15 protein-coding genes are annotated in these 16,186 nt (G+C 54.6%); 1 reads left to right on the top strand and 14 read right to left on the bottom strand.

Annotation, left to right across the window (positions count from 1 at the left end; translation table 11 throughout):
- The 11 genes from flgK to ETC02_RS07820 form a co-directional block, all read right to left on the bottom strand.
- Complete coding sequence (gene flgK, locus ETC02_RS07870; protein WP_063210694.1) at nt 1–1,596, bottom strand: flagellar hook-associated protein FlgK; 1,596 nt, start codon at nt 1,594–1,596, stop codon at nt 1–3.
- A 12-nt stretch (nt 1,597–1,608) separates the two neighbouring features.
- On the bottom strand, nt 1,609–2,076 hold the full coding sequence (locus ETC02_RS07865) for a flagellar protein FlgN (RefSeq protein WP_063210692.1): 468 nt from the start codon (nt 2,074–2,076) through the stop codon (nt 1,609–1,611).
- 15 nt (nt 2,077–2,091) lie between these two features.
- A complete protein-coding gene (gene flgM / locus ETC02_RS07860) occupies nt 2,092–2,358 on the bottom strand; it encodes a flagellar biosynthesis anti-sigma factor FlgM (protein ID WP_171698172.1) in 267 nt (88 codons plus the stop codon).
- A gap of 71 nt (nt 2,359–2,429) precedes the next feature.
- Complete coding sequence (locus tag ETC02_RS07855) at nt 2,430–2,840, bottom strand: TIGR03826 family flagellar region protein (protein ID WP_063210734.1); 411 nt, start codon at nt 2,838–2,840, stop codon at nt 2,430–2,432.
- A 133-nt stretch (nt 2,841–2,973) separates the two neighbouring features.
- Nucleotides 2,974–3,411 (bottom strand): YaaR family protein, encoded by a 438-nt coding sequence (locus tag ETC02_RS07850; protein WP_025949800.1) that lies wholly within the window; start codon nt 3,409–3,411, stop codon nt 2,974–2,976.
- 82 nt (nt 3,412–3,493) lie between these two features.
- Nucleotides 3,494–5,884: a flagellin N-terminal helical domain-containing protein gene (locus tag ETC02_RS07845; RefSeq protein ID WP_063210688.1), complete on the bottom strand. Its 2,391-nt coding sequence runs from the start codon at nt 5,882–5,884 to the stop codon at nt 3,494–3,496.
- Between the two features lie 21 nt (nt 5,885–5,905).
- A complete protein-coding gene (fliS, locus tag ETC02_RS07840) occupies nt 5,906–6,328 on the bottom strand; it encodes a flagellar export chaperone FliS (RefSeq protein ID WP_063210732.1) in 423 nt (140 codons plus the stop codon).
- A gap of 56 nt (nt 6,329–6,384) precedes the next feature.
- Nucleotides 6,385–6,681 carry an EscU/YscU/HrcU family type III secretion system export apparatus switch protein gene (locus tag ETC02_RS07835; RefSeq protein ID WP_063210686.1) on the bottom strand — a complete coding sequence of 99 codons (297 nt, stop codon included), beginning with the start codon at nt 6,679–6,681 and terminating at the stop codon, nt 6,385–6,387.
- Nucleotides 6,678–10,283: a coiled-coil domain-containing protein gene (locus ETC02_RS17685; protein WP_063210684.1), complete on the bottom strand. Its 3,606-nt coding sequence runs from the start codon at nt 10,281–10,283 to the stop codon at nt 6,678–6,680. Before ETC02_RS17685 ends, ETC02_RS07835 begins: the two co-directional genes overlap by 4 nt.
- 72 nt (nt 10,284–10,355) lie before the next feature.
- Nucleotides 10,356–11,048 (bottom strand): ComFC family protein, encoded by a 693-nt coding sequence (locus ETC02_RS07825; protein ID WP_063210683.1) that lies wholly within the window; start codon nt 11,046–11,048, stop codon nt 10,356–10,358.
- Entirely contained in the window at nt 11,045–12,436 is a 1,392-nt protein-coding gene (locus ETC02_RS07820; protein WP_063210681.1) for an ATP-dependent helicase ComFA, read from the bottom strand. Before ETC02_RS07820 ends, ETC02_RS07825 begins: the two co-directional genes overlap by 4 nt.
- On the opposite strand from ETC02_RS07820, the gene ETC02_RS07815 reads away from it, so the two are divergent.
- Nucleotides 12,436–12,609, top strand: a complete 174-nt coding sequence (locus ETC02_RS07815; protein ID WP_155266788.1) for a hypothetical protein — start codon at nt 12,436–12,438, stop codon at nt 12,607–12,609. The genes ETC02_RS07820 and ETC02_RS07815 overlap by 1 nt on opposite strands.
- A gap of 548 nt (nt 12,610–13,157) precedes the next feature.
- Here ETC02_RS07815 and ETC02_RS07810 read toward each other — a convergent pair.
- From ETC02_RS07810 to ETC02_RS07800, 3 genes are all read right to left on the bottom strand, one after another.
- Nucleotides 13,158–14,003 carry a DegV family protein gene (locus ETC02_RS07810; protein WP_033009498.1) on the bottom strand — a complete coding sequence of 282 codons (846 nt, stop codon included), beginning with the start codon at nt 14,001–14,003 and terminating at the stop codon, nt 13,158–13,160.
- A gap of 243 nt (nt 14,004–14,246) precedes the next feature.
- Entirely contained in the window at nt 14,247–14,921 is a 675-nt protein-coding gene (locus ETC02_RS07805; RefSeq protein ID WP_063210679.1) for a response regulator, read from the bottom strand.
- Nucleotides 14,918–16,099: a sensor histidine kinase gene (locus ETC02_RS07800; RefSeq protein WP_063210677.1), complete on the bottom strand. Its 1,182-nt coding sequence runs from the start codon at nt 16,097–16,099 to the stop codon at nt 14,918–14,920. The genes ETC02_RS07805 and ETC02_RS07800 overlap by 4 nt, the downstream gene beginning before the upstream one ends.
- Between the last annotated feature and the right edge of the window lie 87 nt (nt 16,100–16,186).

Raw genomic sequence — 16,186 nt, 5'->3', positions numbered from 1 at the left:
CTACCTTCCGACGACGCCCATGCCGTTGATGAGTTTATCAAGCATTTCATCAATCACCGTAATCTGCCTTGCCGCGGCGTTGTAGGCGTGCTGGAATTTGATCATGTTCATCATCTCTTCATCGAGCGACACGGAGCTGACGGACTGCCGTTTTTCCTCCACCGACTGGCGCAGCGTTTCGCTGTTCGTTTTCATCCGGTTCGCCTGCTCGCCGTCGACGCCAAGCTGGCCGATCCAGCCTTGGTAGTTCGTTTCGACCGTGCCTGAGGAAAGCGGCAAATTCAGGGAGGCCAAGTTGACGGAGATGCCGTCTTGCAGCGAAACGGTCGCATTGGACAGAAGCAGGCTGCGGACGTTGGCGAGGTTGATGGCGTTGTTGCCGTTCCCTGTTTCCCCGCTTTTCGTCGACGCCGCGATGTTCGCCAAGTCGTCGATGTCGGCGGCGAGCTTGATCGTGTTCGCCGCGCCGCTTACGGCACTGATCCCGTCAAAAAACGGGTGATTCGTGTTTCCGTTTAACCCGTAGCCTTGTTGATGAACGGCGTTGAACACCGTGCCGAACGTATAGGCGAGTTTGTCCAAGTTCGACAGCATATCTGGGTACAGCCCTTTGACGATCGGCTGGCCGCTGGCGTCGGTTCTGCTTTGATAGCCGTATCCTTCGATCAACCCGCGCAGCTTGCCGTTGGAAAGAGCCGTGAAGGAAATGGTCGTCTCGCTGATATCAAGCGCATTGACGCCTGAAGCAGGGGGCATTTCCTTCACCCCGTCGCCGTCGACATCGCTGCCGTCGGGAAACGATACGGCAGACGCCGTGCGCCCTTGAACGAGATACACTTTCGCACTCCCGTTCATGACGTAAACGTCGTACGTTCCTTCGGCCATGGGCAAAGCGTTTCCGCCGGTTGGATGCTTTTCCACGCCGATCTCCATATACTGCGACAGCTCGTCGATCAACCGATCGCGCTCGTCGTACAAGTCGTTCGGCAAATAGCCGTTCGGTTCGATTTCGGCGATCCGTTCGTTTAAGGCTCGGATTTGGTTGAGAAGGGAGTTGATTTCCGTCACCGTCGTGCCGATTTGCGTGCCGATGTCCGTGCGGATTTGCGTCAGTGAATTCGATAAATAGTGGAACGTCTCGACGACCGCCAACCCGCGCTGGCGGACGACGGAGCGCGCCCCTTCGTTCTCCGGCTGGGTGCTCAAATCTTGCAGCGCCTGCCAAAACTGGTCCATCGTTTTCGCCAACCCGCTGTCGGACGGCTCGTTCATGATATCTTCCATCTTCGCCACCGCATCCGCGCGCGCTTCCCAGTACCCGAGCTTGCTGTTTTCGCCGCGGTATTGGATGTCGAGGAAATATTCGCGCACCCGTTCAACCGACGACGCCTCCACTCCTGTCCCCATCTGCCCCGGGATGTTCGGGCGGTTGAGTCCGGGCGTCGGGAACGGCGGCGTCGGCTGCAGTTGAACACGCTGCCGTGTATACCCTTCTGTATTGGCGTTGGCGATGTTATGGCTTGTCGTGTACAAGGCGGCTTGTTGGGCCATCATGCCGCGTCGGGCGGCTTCAAGGCCATGGAATGTCGAGAGCATCGTTCTTCCTCCTTACGCTTTCGATTCAAACAGCGGTCGCTCGGGCGAAGGGGCATATTGTTGCGTGCGGCTGTAGGTGGACAGCGTCGGGGCGAACGTCTCGATCATCGCGGTGACAAACTGGAGCGACTGTTCAATGAGCTGGCGGTTTAATTCATTCGCCTCGGCCACCGCGGCGACAGCCGTCTGAAGCCGCGCTTGGCATTCTCTTAGCTCCTCGCGCTCCTTGCCTTTTGCCAGATCCATGCATCGGGAGAGGGTCGCCGCCTCATCGCCGAGCGTCTCCTTCAGCCATCGCTGCCGCCGTTCCTCGAGTTGGCGGATGGCCAAAATATGCTTCTGTTCGTCGGCAAGCAAAGCCGACAGCGCCTCGATGTCGTTTTTCTTCAACGCTTCCGTCTTCCTCCTCGACAGCGCCAACAAGCTTTCATAAAGCTCACTGTGCGCCCGCAATAGATGAATGAGTGGGGCAAATGTCATCACGATCCGCTTCCTTTATCGGTGATTTCGGTAATAGTCGATCATCCGTTTGGCGACCGCCCGCGGGTCGACTTGGTAGGCGCCGGTCTCAATTTGTTGGCGCAGCTCCTCCAGCTTCGCCTGCCGCGCCCGTTCCCAGCTTGCCGCTTCTTGCAGCTCTTTCGCCTCTTTGGAAATCTCCACTTGATCGCCCTTCGTCTTCCCCGCCGCTAGACGCTCCGTTTTGGCGAGCTGGCGTTGATACGGGTTGACGGTCATTGGACCGATATGATGGATTTTCATCGTGTTCACCTCTCTTGACCGACACAGTTCACATCGCGCTACTGTTTATATCGGAACGTTAGGGAAAATGTTTAGCGTTCTTGATCGTCCTGAATGTAATAAGTGGCACGGCGGGAACGAGCTTCTTTTTCCTTTTCTCCCTCCGCCCGCCGCAAGTCAGCCTGCAGTTGGCCGAGGCACTTGGCGCACAACCGCCCTTCACGGATCATCGCGCCGCACGAGTCGCACGGATAGCCGAGATTCGGAAAATGGACGAGCTGCAGCCGCCCCGCGCGAATCCATTTGATGATCAGCTTCTCCTCCACACCTGTCGCCTCAACGACTTGCGCCATCGTCGCCATGCGGTTTTCCCGTCTGCGCAAAAACGCATAAACGCGTTCGAATTGCTGCTCTTCTTCTTGATAGCACGATTCGCATACGTCACGGGGCGATAACTTAACAAACAACCGCCCGCACTTCGCGCAATTGGCCAACTCCGCCATCGTCTTCCCCTCCCGATTGTCGACATCAAACGGCTTGGTCTGATCATATAAGCTCTCCTGCTTTTTCATGCAGCCGCACAGTAGCATGTTGGACTCACTATGGCCAATGGAGGCGTTTCAGCCTGCCGATGGGTCATGTATAGATGTTGATGATCAGCCCTTGAATCTCGCCGACAAGCCGCAAAATCTCGAGTCCACGCTGTTCTTTTTGCAGCACTTCATTCGTCAGTTCAACGAGCTTTTGATCGACTTCCTTCACGAGCTTATAAATGCGCGCCCGCCCGCCGCGGCTGAAGCCGCGCTGTTCTTCCAGCTGCAGGCCGTTTTTCACGGCGTCGTCCAAAAACGACTTGACGAGCTGCTTGTATTTGCGCAAATCTTCCACCGTCCGCGACTCGGCGAGCTTTTTCCCTTGCTCCTCGATTTGCCGGACTTGTTCGTTGATTCGCTCCCATACAACATCGCGGCGCGTTTTCGCCATGACTTCGGTGAACGACACCGATTCCGTCGGAACGTCATTCTTACGGCCCACATTCGCCAGCCCTGTGCGCGTCACTTTTTGCACTTCCATCGCCATCACCTCTCGCTACCCCCATTATCGCACAACCATAGCAAAAGGGCGAGGCGTTTATGCCCCGCCCGATGCGGATCCATTAGCTTTTCAGCAGTTGCAAAATCCCTTGCGGCAGCTGGTTCGACTGCGCGAGCATCGCCTGCGCCGCCTGCGTTAAGATGTTGTTTTTCGTAAACTCCGCCATCTCCATCGCCATATCCGTATCGCGGATGCGGGATTCGGATGACGTTAAGTTTTCTTCAGCTGTCTTTAAGTTGTTGATCGTGTGTTCGAGGCGGTTTTGCACAGCACCTAAGCTCGAACGTTGCGCCGATACCTGGGCGATGGCATAGTCATAAACTTTCACCGCTGCCGTCGCCTTTTCATGGGTCGTTACATCCAGTCCGTATTCCGTAACGTCCCCATTATTGACATTCGCTGTAGTCGTGTAATAGGCAGTGATCGTTTCCCCCAAATGGTTCGTAAATGAAACCGAAGAACCAGCGGTGTTGCTTGAAAGCTTCAGAGCGAACGCCCGCATATCGTCAATCCCAATGCTTAACATTTGCCCTTCGTTCGCTCCGATCTGAATTTTGAGCGACTGGTCATTCGTTCCGCCTGTGATCGTAAAGGAAGCTTCGCCATTTGTCAGCGCGCCAATGTTCATCGTGAGATCGCCGTTATGGAAGCGCAATGTCGTATTCGGGGCAATGTTGTTTAATGTTTCCACATCGACACCGTTCGTGCTCAACGTTGCTTTCGTTGTGACCGTCGCCCCTACCGTAAACGTCCGTGTTCCAGCCGAAAGTGTATCCGTCGTAAACGAAACGCCTGTGCCGCTGCCAAATGAGTACGTACCGTTATTGCCCACAATTAACGTCGGTACGCCAGACAGGGCATTCCCTGATGCATCGACCAGTGTGGCTGTATACGATGACGTTGTGCCGACGTTGATCTGTACCGTCGCATCTCCTGTTGCATAGTCGGTGATATTGTCGGCTGTATCAACGAAAATGCCGCCATTCAACGTAATATTGTCACCGGCGTTAAATGTTGTAAAATTGCTTCCATCAGTGGAATACGCAAGCGTGCTTTGCACACCGAACGTTGCCGTTTGATTGACGTTCGTGTTGGCATATCCGTTGTGGCTGATTGTGTAATTAATCCCATCCGATCCACTAATCGTAACGTTGCCGGCGGTCGCATCCGTCGGTGTAATGGTGGCGGTTCCGATTTGTGAGCCATTTTTCTCTAACGATAACGCCACGTTGACATCGAACTCGTTGTAAGTGCCCTCCTGACCATTCAATGCCCCGTTAATATTAGAAATAGTGGTAAAGGAAACACCTAGTTTTTGCCCCAACGAGTCATAAAATTCGTAGTTTTGCTGGTTATTGTCAAGAATAACCGCTTGAGATAAATCATTTCCGTTTTTATCTTGTAACGTTACGGTAAACTGGCCAGACGATGGTGACGTTTCTGCATAGACGAGACGGAAATCTTCCCCTTTTGACGAAAACGTGCTCGGATCAATATTGACATTGGTAATATATACACCATTGGCTATTCCTTTTTGCACACCGGAAGCTTTGATCGTTGTCCGGACGGTAAACGCATCCGATGGGTCTAGATTCGCATTAGGTGTAGCCAGTTGTACACCCGTCAAACCAGTCCCACCTGCTTGGAAGCTACTCACATCGTTCGTACGGCGAATCAATAAATTCACTGTGCCATCGGGTAAGGGAGAGTTCGGCGCAATCGATACCGCATCAATGGCGGATGATGTTTCCGGATTATTCGTAATGACTTTCACATCTTGCTGATCGATTTTGATCCCATATGTATCCCCGACAGTTAAGTTGGATGTCGGGTCTAACGTGATTTGTTGCACGCCCCCGGCAATCGGTCCTGTGCTTTGAAGGGATTTCGTCGCAACGTCCTCAATTTTCACTTTATAGTTCCCGGCTACGATCGTGCTTTCTGGGTCTAGCTGCAGACTTGTGCCATCGATGGCTGTGCTGCCTGCTGAGAAGCTGCCCGCGGCAATTTGCACACTTCTCGCTTGGCTGGAAACGGACTCATTGAGCAATTTTTTCGTATTGTATTCGGTGGAGTTGGCAATCCGGTTAATTTCAGATGTCAACTGATTGATTTCCTTTTGAATCGCTTCTCGGTCTTCGGCCGTGTTCGTATCATTCGCCGCCTGCACAGCCAGCTCGCGCATCCGCTGCAGGATGCTGTGGACTTCGTTTAACGCCCCTTCCGCCGTTTGGATCATCGAAATCGCATCGAGCGCGTTCCGTTCTGCCATTTGCAGGCCGCGAATTTGCGAGCGCATTTTTTCCGAAATGGCAAGCCCCGCCGCGTCATCAGCGGCGCGGTTGATGCGCAAGCCGGAGGAGAGGCGCTCCAAGTTTTTCGAAATGCTCGATTGATTGGCCGCTAAGTTGCGATAGGCGTTAAGTGCCTGAATGTTATGATTGATTCGCATGGACATTCGCTCCTTTGTTTTTTATTTCTCATAGGTAATGAATTGTTCGTAGGCCGCTGCTTTTTGTTTGTGCGCTGGCTGCACTGGCGAAACGCCGCTTTTTAGCGCTTCGTTCCACGCCGTGGCGATCGTGGTTGTCAGCTGCAGCACTTCTTGGACGGCTGCAGCGTCTTTTTTCATATTGGCCTCAATAAGACGCTCCGCCATATAGTTATAGAGTGCATCCAACTGATGGGCGATGATGCCCGCGTCATAGCGCAATCCCGCGCCGAGTCGGCGAAGGATGTCGTTTCCTTTTTGCAGCTGTTTGTTCGCTTTCCAATGGTCTTTTTGTTTCATGGCCGCGATGGCCTCTTCCAAACATTCCATCAATCCCTCATATAACAACGCCGTCAGTTGTTGCGAATTTTTCTGGTAAATCCATTCCTCGGTCAAAACGTCCAATGCCATGCACCCCCATTGGCTCTCTGTCATTTATATCGGCCGTCCATCGGCAATGTTTAATAGTTTTTTTCGATTTCTTCAATCAGAATCAATATTTCGGCAATGACCGCGTACAGCTGCGGAGGGATGCGATCCCCGAGATCAAGCTGCACTAAATGTTGTACAAGTAGCGGATCTTCTTGAATATGGACGTGGTGTTGTTCGGCCAGTTCAATAATCTTTTGCGCCACATGCCCGCTTCCTTGGGCGACGACAGTCGGCGCCTGGCCGCTCGTTTCGTCATAGCGAATGACCGCCGCCGTCGGACCGTTCATTTGTTTTCGCTTTTTTTGGTTAAAATAGGCCGTCATCATATGGTCCAATCATACCCCCTTTCGGCAAATCGTCGATACGGGTGAGCCGATGGGGCTGGCGAAGGTGGTTCGTCTTTCTGATGAGCGTCATTCGTCAGCTTCGCCACGTTCACCGCTGTAACCCGGTAGCCGATCTCTTCCAATTTCTCTTTCGCTATGTCAATGAATGGCTTCACTTTTTCGGCAAAATCGTCGCGGTCGTTGCGAAGCGTAATCGATAAATTCCGCTCATTCGCCTGAAGCAAAATGCCGAGGTCTCCCAATTTTTTTGTCTCCAGCAAGAAATAGAGCTGACAGTTTTCCCAGTCGATTCGCTCGCCATGTTGGCGGGCGTTGACATAAACGTTAACGTTTTGCACTTCGTTTTGCCATAACAGCGGCAGGGTGAAGAAAACGCTTTGCCACCCCGCCGTGCCATCCCACTTGTTTAACAGCTGTTGGCCCGTCAAATTCGTTAACGCCTGTTCCGCTTGCCGCGCAACGGATTCATTTCCGCTTTGCGCCAGCCGCAAAAGCACTTCCTTTATATTTGGCAGTGCCGACTCCTCTTCATTTCCTTTCAATACAAGCCGCTCGGCGGCCTCATACTCGTGCATCAAGCCGAGACGGCGAATCGTGTCAAACACGTGCCTTGCTGATGGACCATCCACTGGCGGTTGCATCACCTGGTTCACTTGCTCAAGAAACGCTTTGGATGAATCGGCTGTTGTTTCACCGTGCATCCTCACAAAATGTTTCACCTTCGCCTCGGACGGTTTGAACACAATATTCGCTAGCATGTTCTTCACTTCGTTCACGATGTTCCGTGCCCCAGCCGCGTCACCTTGGCGAAGCCGTTTTTTTGCCTCAGCGAGCGCGGAGCTGGCTTTCATCAACTGTTTTTCCGTCACCATATCGGTAAACAGCATGATGTCGCTTTTTAAAATGGCGTTGTCCAATTGTTTGATCGCCATTTCCAACATCGATGTAGCTTGCAAGCGGGCGGCGGGGCTTTTGTTTTCCGCCACCTGCGCCACCGTCTCTAACTGGCGCATCACATCGCGCTTCACCGTTTTAAAATCAAGTGCAGCCTGCGCCATTTTTTTCGTGACCGTTTGCACGAAAAATTGTTTGGATTCAAGCGACAAAGCCGCTTGCCATGCCCCATCAAATAGGCTGTCAACATCCATCGAGCGATCAGTTGGCACAGACGGGAGTGACGCTTCGATCTCATTTAACGTTTTCAACACCGTCTGCCTTGCAGCGAGCTCCCGCCCTTTTTCCATCAGCGTTCGCGCACTGGCAGACGAGTCGGCCCATGCCTGTTCCCAGTGAGGGTGGGTGCGGAGCGCTTCCGCGATATCCGCTCCAACGGCGTCCAACGCTTTTTCCAAGTGGGGCTCTTGCTGCAACGATTTGATTGCTCGGCGCATGGCCTCACGCAGCTGTTCGATCGGTTGAGTGTCGTTCGCCGCATCAGCTGTCACTTCGTTTTGGCTGCCCGCCGAAGAGATAGCCTGCCGCGCCCCGTTTCCAATCGCGTCATCACCTGACTGCTCGACCACTGGAGCGGTGGAACGCTGTGAAATTCCTCCCTGTCCTGCTCCCTCTGCCATCTCCGATAAAACCGATATATGGTCCACCGCTGGCATCTTGAATGGAGCTGTCGTCTCATTAACAGGAGACGGCGGTTGGACAACTGACGATCGTGTATTAGCCGTTATCGACTCGATTTGATCGAGTTGACGGACAAGATGAGTTCTCGCTGCCGCATGTTGGCCAGCTTGTTGCAGCCACATTGTTTCTTTTAACACCGCTTCTATTTTTTGTCGGACATCCCCTGGCAACTCGCTGTGTTCAGCGAGCAGCTTTTGAACTCGGGACAGCGTATTCGACAAATTTAGCGCACGAACGGCTTCCGTTCGAATGGCTCGAATTTGCTTCGGTAGCTCTGGAGACGGTTGAGAGGCGTCACTCACGGATTGAACGGTCGCTTCCAAAGCACGGGCCGCTTGTTCCGCCTTCACCAACACCTCACTCAACCGCGCTCGGGCTTCGCTTTCCCGCCCTTGACGCTGCAGTTGAGCAACCTCGCGCAACGCACGATCCACTTGTTCCACCACATCCCGGTCTACATTGGGCGCATCAACGACTTGTTGGCGGACGTATTCCACTGCTTTCGACAAGTTCGGCTCTCGGACAACTTGTTCACGTACTTGTTGGAGACGGGTAGATGTTTCGGTAGCTGGTGCCGCTTCCGGCTGAACTACGCGTTCCATGTCCTCCAGCGCCCGAACCAAGGTACGGCGAGCGAGAATTTCTTGTCCGTTCATTTTTAGCCATTGAGCTTCCTTCACGGCAACCGCAGCTATCTCCCGCACTTCTGCTGAAACATCGATGTTTTCCACCAGTTGCTTCTGAACTTGTTCCAAGGCTTTCGATAAATCCGGTGCCTTCGCTACTTGTGTTCGAACTTCTTGAATTTGGTCCCGCAAATCTTGCGATGCTTGGAGATGAGTATCTCTCAGTTGGCGGCCTGCTTCTGAAGCACGAGCCGCTTGCTCTGCCTTCACCAACGCCTCAATCAACCGCGCTCGGGCTTCGCTTTCCCGCCCTTGACGCTGCAGTTGAACGACCTCACGCAACGCCCGATCCACTTGTTCTGCCACATCCCGGTCTACATTGGGCGCATCAACGACCTGTTGACGGACGTATTCCACTGCCTTCGACAAGCTCGGCTCGCGAGCGACTTGTTCACGTACTTGTTGGAGGCGGGTGGATGTTTCGGTAGTTGATGCCGTTTCCATCTGAACCGTGCGTTCTAGATGATCCCATGTCGGTACGAGGGGACGGTGCCCCAATGCTTTACGTCCGCTGATTTCTGAGGACTTCGTTCCTTCTGTTGATCCCGCTTTGGCGGACTGGTCGGCTGCCAATGAAGGAGGCGCGCTGGACAATTCTCCCGTTTTTCCCGTCCGCCACGCTTGGCGCTCGAACTGATCGGCCGCAACGGCCAAATGGTGCGGCGTTTCTTTCATCGCGCTTTGTTCTTCTCGCTGAGCCAGTGTAAAGGCTGGATCGAGTTTGTTGGCAATCTCCGCGAATTGCTCCCCTAACGGCTTCCCATGCAGCGCCTCATGGACAGCGGCAAGGTGAGTGCTCGTGAGTTCCAGTTTTTTATTGATGACAGCACGAACGGTTTCTAATTTTTGCTCGACGGTACCCGGAGCTTCGGTGAAAAACGTTCGCAAGGTGGAAACAATCTCTTTTGTGAGCGATTGTCCATGTTTTTGCAGCCAGTCCCCAACCTGTCTCAGCTCAGACGATAACGGTTCCGAAGCAGAAAAATAAACCGGTTGTTTGTCCGTCTCTTGAGGAGGGCGGGGAACGATTCGCGCCACCGGGACGCCGTCTTGTTCCCCAACGATCTTGATGGCCACACGCCCTTCCTGCGGCCATTCCCCTTCCGTTCGCACCTGCACTTCGATCCCTTTGATCACGACAACGGCAGCGCCGCCTTGGCTTTCCTTGATGACCGCATCGTATGTTTCTCCTTTTTGCACTATCAGCGTTTGATTTGGCGACGTTATCGATTGTCTAGTCAAAACGTTGCGAATTTCCATCCCCGTTCACCTTCCGCTCCATTCGGTTGCTACTGTTTATATCGGCATCCTGCAGACAAATGTTTAGCCTGCTCACGCCCGCACCAACGTCAACGCCCCCACCTCCGCCGCCCCCGCCTCAAGCAGCACAAGGGCGGCGTGGCGGATGGTGATGCCCGTCGTGTAAATGTCGTCGATCAGCACGATTCGTTTTCCGTCAATCGGCGGATGTCCGGAGAGAAAAAACGGGTTGTCGGTCTCCAGCCGCTCGCGGCGCGATTTTTTCGATTGTTTTTCGGAATGCTTGCGAGAAAGCCAAGGGAAACACGGAAACGGAAGCAGGCGGGCGAGCGCTTCCGCTTGGTTGAAGCCGCGCTCATACAGCCGTTCGGGGCTCAGCGGGATTGGGACGATGTGCCAATCGCGGCCGAAATGGCGGCGAAACGCTTGGGAAAACGGACGGCGGAACGCCTCGACGATGACATAGTCGCCGCGGAATTTCCATAAGGCGACGACGTCTTTCATCCAGTCGTTGTATACATAGACGGATCGGTTTTTCACGAGCGCCCTCCCCCATTGTTCATCATCCTGCCATCGGAGGCAGTCGGCGCACAGCGATGGCTTGGCTTCCTCGAGCGGGCGGCCGCACATCTCGCAAAGACGGCCGTCAATAAGCACAAACGCACCGCGGCAGCGCGGACAAAGGACGTCTGGGTCTTCAAGAAGAAACAGCTGGCGCCAGCTCGTGATCGGATTGTACGGGGAATGACAAAGGAGGCAGTTCATGGGCGCAATAGCCCCCTTTTTCGTGCTTCTTCATTCATGCGAAGGATGTGGCGACGCGCCCGCACCATCTCGTTCGTTTTTCCGTGATGGAAAAAGCGGACGTCGCCATCCGGAAACGCCGCGTGGCGGCCGACGCGGCCGGCGATTTGCACGAGAGCGCTTTCCGTAAAGATGCGGTCTTCGGCACCGAGAACGGCGACATCGATGTTCGGCACCGTCACGCCGCGCTCAAGAATCGTCGTCGTCACAAGCAGCGGAACGCGCCCGTCGCGAAACGCCTGCACATGTTCGGCGCGATCCGGGGCTTCGGCGTGAACGCCGACGATGCGGGCATCGACTCGTTGCAACAGGCGGACGACCGCCTCAAGCTCATCGATATGGGGAACGAACAAAAACGCCTGCTTTCTCTGTTCCAAACGATGGCGAATCCACGCAAGGACGTTTTCGGGCAAGCGGCCGCGCTCGAGCCGCTTGCGCCAATTGCCGCACCATTCGAACACGGGGACGGGGAGCGGATGGCCGTGATAGCGGGCGGGGATGACGACGGCGTTCCGTTTGCCACGCGCAATGTCACGCTGCCAAGCGCGGGAGGGAGTGGCGGTGAGATAGATGAGGCTTGATCGTTCTTTCCGCGCTTGACTGACGGCGTATTCAAGCATCGGTTCAACCGAATACGGGAAGGCGTCGACTTCATCGATGATCATGACATCAAACGCGCGGTACGCGCGCAACAGTTGGTGGGTAGTGGAAAGAACGAGCGGGGCGATCCGCCCGCGCTCATCGCTTCCGCCGTGCCATACGGCGAGCGAAACGCGCGGGAACGCTTGGCGGAAGCGGGGAGCGAGCTCGCGGACAACATCCACTCTAGGCGTGGCGAGGCCAACGCGCCAACCTTCCTCCAAGGCGGCAGCGATGGCGGGAAACAACATCTCGGTTTTCCCTGCCCCGCATACGGCCCAAACGATCAGCTCGCTTCGGTCCAGCACCGCCTGTCGGACAGCCTGCGCGGCCTCCGCTTGGGCGGCGGACAGTTCCCCGTCCCAAGCGAGCGGCGCTTCGTGCGGCTCGGACGGAAGCGGCATCGTCACGTGCACAAGGTGAGTGCAGGAGCTGATGCGCCCCATCACGAGACACTTGCGGCAATACGCACAATCTGCCCCGCAGCGGGCGCACGGAAACGCGGCAAAAAGATGAGGATCGTTATTTCCGCAACGGACGCAGCGCCAGGCGCGCGCTGTTTTGATCAGCCCGGGCTGTTCGTGAAGCAAACCGGTCTGGATGGCGGCAGCGACTTCTCCATCGGGAAACGGCAGCTGCTCCCGCGGGAGACGCTGACCGTTCAGCCAGGAAACGAGCGGCGAAGCAACAGAAGATGGGAGAATGTACAATGAGCATCACTCCTTTTGAAATTCAAGAAAAGCATGTTCCCGAGCTGGGAGCCAAAAAGAGCGGGTGGCGCAGTGATGCGGTAAAAACGCGCTCCCCCAGGTTGAAAGGCTTTGAGCGCATCAATGAGCCAGTGTTATGGAGAAAGAGCAGAGCTGACGATGTTTTTCCCTAAAAGGCGGGTGGAAAACCGCTGTTCCCCTTGATCGATGAGTTGAATGTGTGAAAAGAAGGAACGACGCTACAAGGTTTTTCTAGTTGAGAAACGAAGCGAGAAAGCGGTTGTGCTAGCAAATCACCGCCCTTCTAACAAAATGATGAAAAGATGGGGAGGAAGCAAAAAACGGCAGTCTTCGATCGGCAAAGAAAGTGGAGGCAAAAAGGGCTTCCCAATGGAGTCAAGATGTGGTTTGACCCTCTTTTTCACGACATATCGACCTTCGAAAGAAAAGGATAAAGCGAAATCCGACAACATCAAAGATCCACAGAGAGTCATCGAGTCGATCGACAACGTGTTTCGACAACATTCCCGGGGAAATAGCGACAAATTTTTCAGGAAAGGAAAACGGTTCGACAAGTTCGGCCAGCCCCACATCTCCGGTCCGTTTCATAAGGAGGTGAGAAAACGAATGTAAAACAAATTCGCCGCCGCACAAGGCGGAGCACACCGTTCCGCCTTGTGCTCGGCTGCAGCGCCTCGAGGCGGCGCTTTGCGGCCTCGACTTATGGCTGATACCACGTCAGCCCGAGCGCCCCTTCGCCGACATGCGTGGCGATGACGGGGCCGAAATAGCTGATAAGAAACTCAACGTGCGGATAGCGGGCGGCCAGCTCATCGCGCCAACGGCTCGCTTCATCGGGCTGGTTGGCATGGATGATAGCGGCTTTGAGCGGAACGCCTTTGTCCGCATCTTCGTCAAACAGCTCCTCGATGCGTTGCACCGCCTTTTTGCGCGTGCGGATTTTTTCAAACGGCACGATCACTTTGTTTTCAAAGCGAAGGAGCGGCTTGATTTGCAACAGGCCGCCGATGAACGCCTGCGCGCCAGTGAGCCGTCCGCCACGCTGCAGGTGGGACAAGTCGTCGACCATAAAATAGGCGCGCAACGTCCGCTTCATCTCATCAAGACGGGCGAGAATCTCCTCCGGCATTTTCCCCGCCTTCGCCATCTCAGCGGCTTCGATGGCGTAAAACCCTTGCGCCATGCAGCTGATCTCGGAATCGTAAGCGTAAACGCGCAACCCTTCGACCATCGTCCCCGCCGTCACCGCTCCTTGGTAGGTGCCGCTGATGCCGCTTGAAAGGTGGATGCTGATGACGGCTTCATATCCTTCCTCGCGAATGGCAGTGAACAAGTCGACAAATTCGCCGACTGAGGGCTGCGATGTCGTCGGCAGCTTAGGATTCTGCTTGATTTTGACAAAAAATTCATCCGCCGTCATATCGATCTCTTCGCGATATGTTTCGTCCCCAAAAATGACGCTGAGCGGAATCATCCGGATGCCGAGCCGCTCGCGCACGTCTTTCGGCAAATAAGCCGTGCTATCGGTGACAATCGCAATTTTCACAGGCGCCATTCCTTCCTGATTCAGCCTTTTCTGCCATTATACCAAAAAGACTCGTTGTCCACCACCGCTCGATGCATGAGGAGGCAAAGAACGCGGGCAGGCCGTGAAGCGGAACATCGTTGATCCTCATGCAACGCTTTGCCCAAGCCGCTCCTTCGCCGCCAAACGGCGCATCGATGCCACAGGAAGCCGCTTCGATCGTCAACGCACCGCTGCAAAGACTGACGAGAGCCCCCGTTCCGTTCAGCGCACCTCCACCCAGCCGTTTTTAATCGCGACCACAACGGCTTGCGTCCGGTCATTGACGTTTAATTTTTGCAAGATGCTGCTGACGTGGTTTTTCACCGTTTTTTCGCTAATGTACAGCGCTTCGCCGATGGCGCGGTTGCTTTTGCCGTCGGCCAACAGCTGCAGCACTTCGCACTCGCGCCGCGTCAACAAATGGAGCGGGCGGCGCACTTCTTGTTTGACCGCCACGCCGCCTTTTTCCGACGTCAGACGGCGGTATTCGCGAATTAAGTTGTGCGTCACTTTCGGGTGCAAATACGAGCCGCCTTCAGCGACGACTTTCACCGCCTCAATGAGCGTGTCAGCGTCCATTTCTTTCAGCAAATACCCGGTCGCTCCCGTCTGCAAGGCGCGCATCACATAGTGTTCATCGTCATGGATCGACAGGACCACGACTTTCGTCTCCGGATACGTTTCGATGAGCTGCTTTGTCGCTTCCACTCCGTTCATGTCCGGCATATTGATGTCCATCAGCACCAAATCGGGGCGGTATGTTTCGACGATCGAAAGCACTTCGCTTCCGTCGCTTCCTTCCGCCACGACTTCAAAATCGCCCTCAAACTCCAAAATACGCTTAATACCTTCACGGAATAACGAATGGTCATCGATAATCGCGATGCGTGTTTTCATCGTTTCCTTTCCTCCTTGTTCGTTTTGTCAGTCGAACGGTCGAGCGGAACGCGAATGAACACGGTCGTTCCACCGCCAATCTTTGAGCGAATGTCGAGCGTGCCGCCGAGCAGCTCCACCCGCTCCCGCATGCCAATCAAGCCGAACGCATTTTCTTTTTTGACCGATGGATCAAATCCTTTGCCATCGTCCTTGACGCTAACAAGCAGATGGTGGCACGTCACTTCCATTTTGACGTCGATATGGCGCGCTTCGGCATGCTTCAAGGCGTTTTGCACCGATTCTTGGACAAGGCGAAACACGGCCGCTTCCATCCGCGACGGCAGCCGAATTTCTTCGCCGATATGTACAAAGGAAATGTGGACTCCGTTATTATATTCTTCGGTCGTTTGCAAGTATTTTTTTAGCGTCGGAACCAATCCTAAATCATCAAGCGCCATCGGCCGCAAATCGTAAATGATGCGGCGCACTTCGGACAAAGCCGAACGCACCATTTTGCGAAAATCACGAATCTCGGCGATCGCCGCCTCTGTCCCTCGCTCTTTGATCACCTTTTCGACGAGATCCGATCGAAGCAGGACATGCGCAAGCAGCTGCGCCGGGCCGTCATGGATTTCCCGCGACAGCCGCCGCCGCTCTTCTTCCTGGGCTTCGATGATTTTCAGCCCGAATTCTTGCTTTTGCTTCGCTCCTTCAATAAGCTCGCCGACCTGGCGGAAATCGCTGTTTAAGTAGTGGAGCACGACCGTAATTTGCCCGACTAAATAATCGGCGCGTTCGATAATTTGCGCAAGGCTCGCCAATCTCCGCTCGAGTTCATCACGGCGCAGCCGCAGCTGTTTCTCCCGCTCGCGCACCATCGTCAGCTTTATATGCAGCTCGTGCGCCGCTTCATACGCCTCGCGAATATCTTGCTCCGAGTGGGTGGAAAAGTTTTGACTCACTTCCGACAGGCGGCGGCGCGCCCGGCGCGCCTCCATTTCGAGCCGGTCCGCTTCTTCGATCGCCTGCACGGTCAGCCGCTTCACCTCCTCAAGTTCGCGAAGCAAATGGTCGTGCTCTTGACGCGACTGCTCCCCGATGCGGAAAATTTCGTCTTTGCTATGTTGAACGGTGTCGATCATTTTTTCGACAATCCGATCTAACTGCTTTACGTCCCACTGTTTTGCCTTAGCCATTTGCCAACCTCCAACAGCGCTGCCAAGCGGTGCGCATGGGCGCCAGCAAAATTTGTTTGAAGGAAAAAAGTTGTCGATTTATAATAA

Source organism: Geobacillus sp. DSP4a, from assembly GCF_013096875.1.
In the GTDB taxonomy this organism is placed as follows: Bacteria; Bacillota; Bacilli; order Bacillales; family Anoxybacillaceae; genus Geobacillus; species Geobacillus thermophilus.
The sequence above is the reverse complement of the archived record's forward strand: the minus strand, read 5'-3'. Positions and strand labels throughout refer to the sequence as shown.

Excerpts from the sequence above, each read along its gene's own strand:
- flgK (WP_063210694.1), bottom strand. The coding sequence starts at position 1,596 with ATGCTCTCGACATTCCATGGCCTTGAAGCCGCCCGACGCGGCATGATG.
- ETC02_RS07865 (WP_063210692.1), bottom strand. The coding sequence starts at position 2,076 with ATGACATTTGCCCCACTCATTCATCTATTGCGGGCGCACAGTGAGCTT.
- flgM (WP_171698172.1), bottom strand. The coding sequence starts at position 2,358 with ATGAAAATCCATCATATCGGTCCAATGACCGTCAACCCGTATCAACGC.
- ETC02_RS07855 (WP_063210734.1), bottom strand. The coding sequence starts at position 2,840 with ATGGCGGAGTTGGCCAATTGCGCGAAGTGCGGGCGGTTGTTTGTTAAG.
- ETC02_RS07850 (WP_025949800.1), bottom strand. The coding sequence starts at position 3,411 with ATGGAAGTGCAAAAAGTGACGCGCACAGGGCTGGCGAATGTGGGCCGT.
- ETC02_RS07845 (WP_063210688.1), bottom strand. The coding sequence starts at position 5,884 with ATGCGAATCAATCATAACATTCAGGCACTTAACGCCTATCGCAACTTA.
- ETC02_RS07835 (WP_063210686.1), bottom strand. The coding sequence starts at position 6,681 with ATGATGACGGCCTATTTTAACCAAAAAAAGCGAAAACAAATGAACGGT.
- ETC02_RS17685 (WP_063210684.1), bottom strand. The coding sequence starts at position 10,283 with ATGGAAATTCGCAACGTTTTGACTAGACAATCGATAACGTCGCCAAAT.
- ETC02_RS07825 (WP_063210683.1), bottom strand. The coding sequence starts at position 11,048 with ATGAACTGCCTCCTTTGTCATTCCCCGTACAATCCGATCACGAGCTGG.
- ETC02_RS07815 (WP_155266788.1), top strand. The coding sequence starts at position 12,436 with ATGAGCATCACTCCTTTTGAAATTCAAGAAAAGCATGTTCCCGAGCTG.
- ETC02_RS07805 (WP_063210679.1), bottom strand. The coding sequence starts at position 14,921 with ATGAAAACACGCATCGCGATTATCGATGACCATTCGTTATTCCGTGAA.
- ETC02_RS07800 (WP_063210677.1), bottom strand. The coding sequence starts at position 16,099 with ATGGCTAAGGCAAAACAGTGGGACGTAAAGCAGTTAGATCGGATTGTC.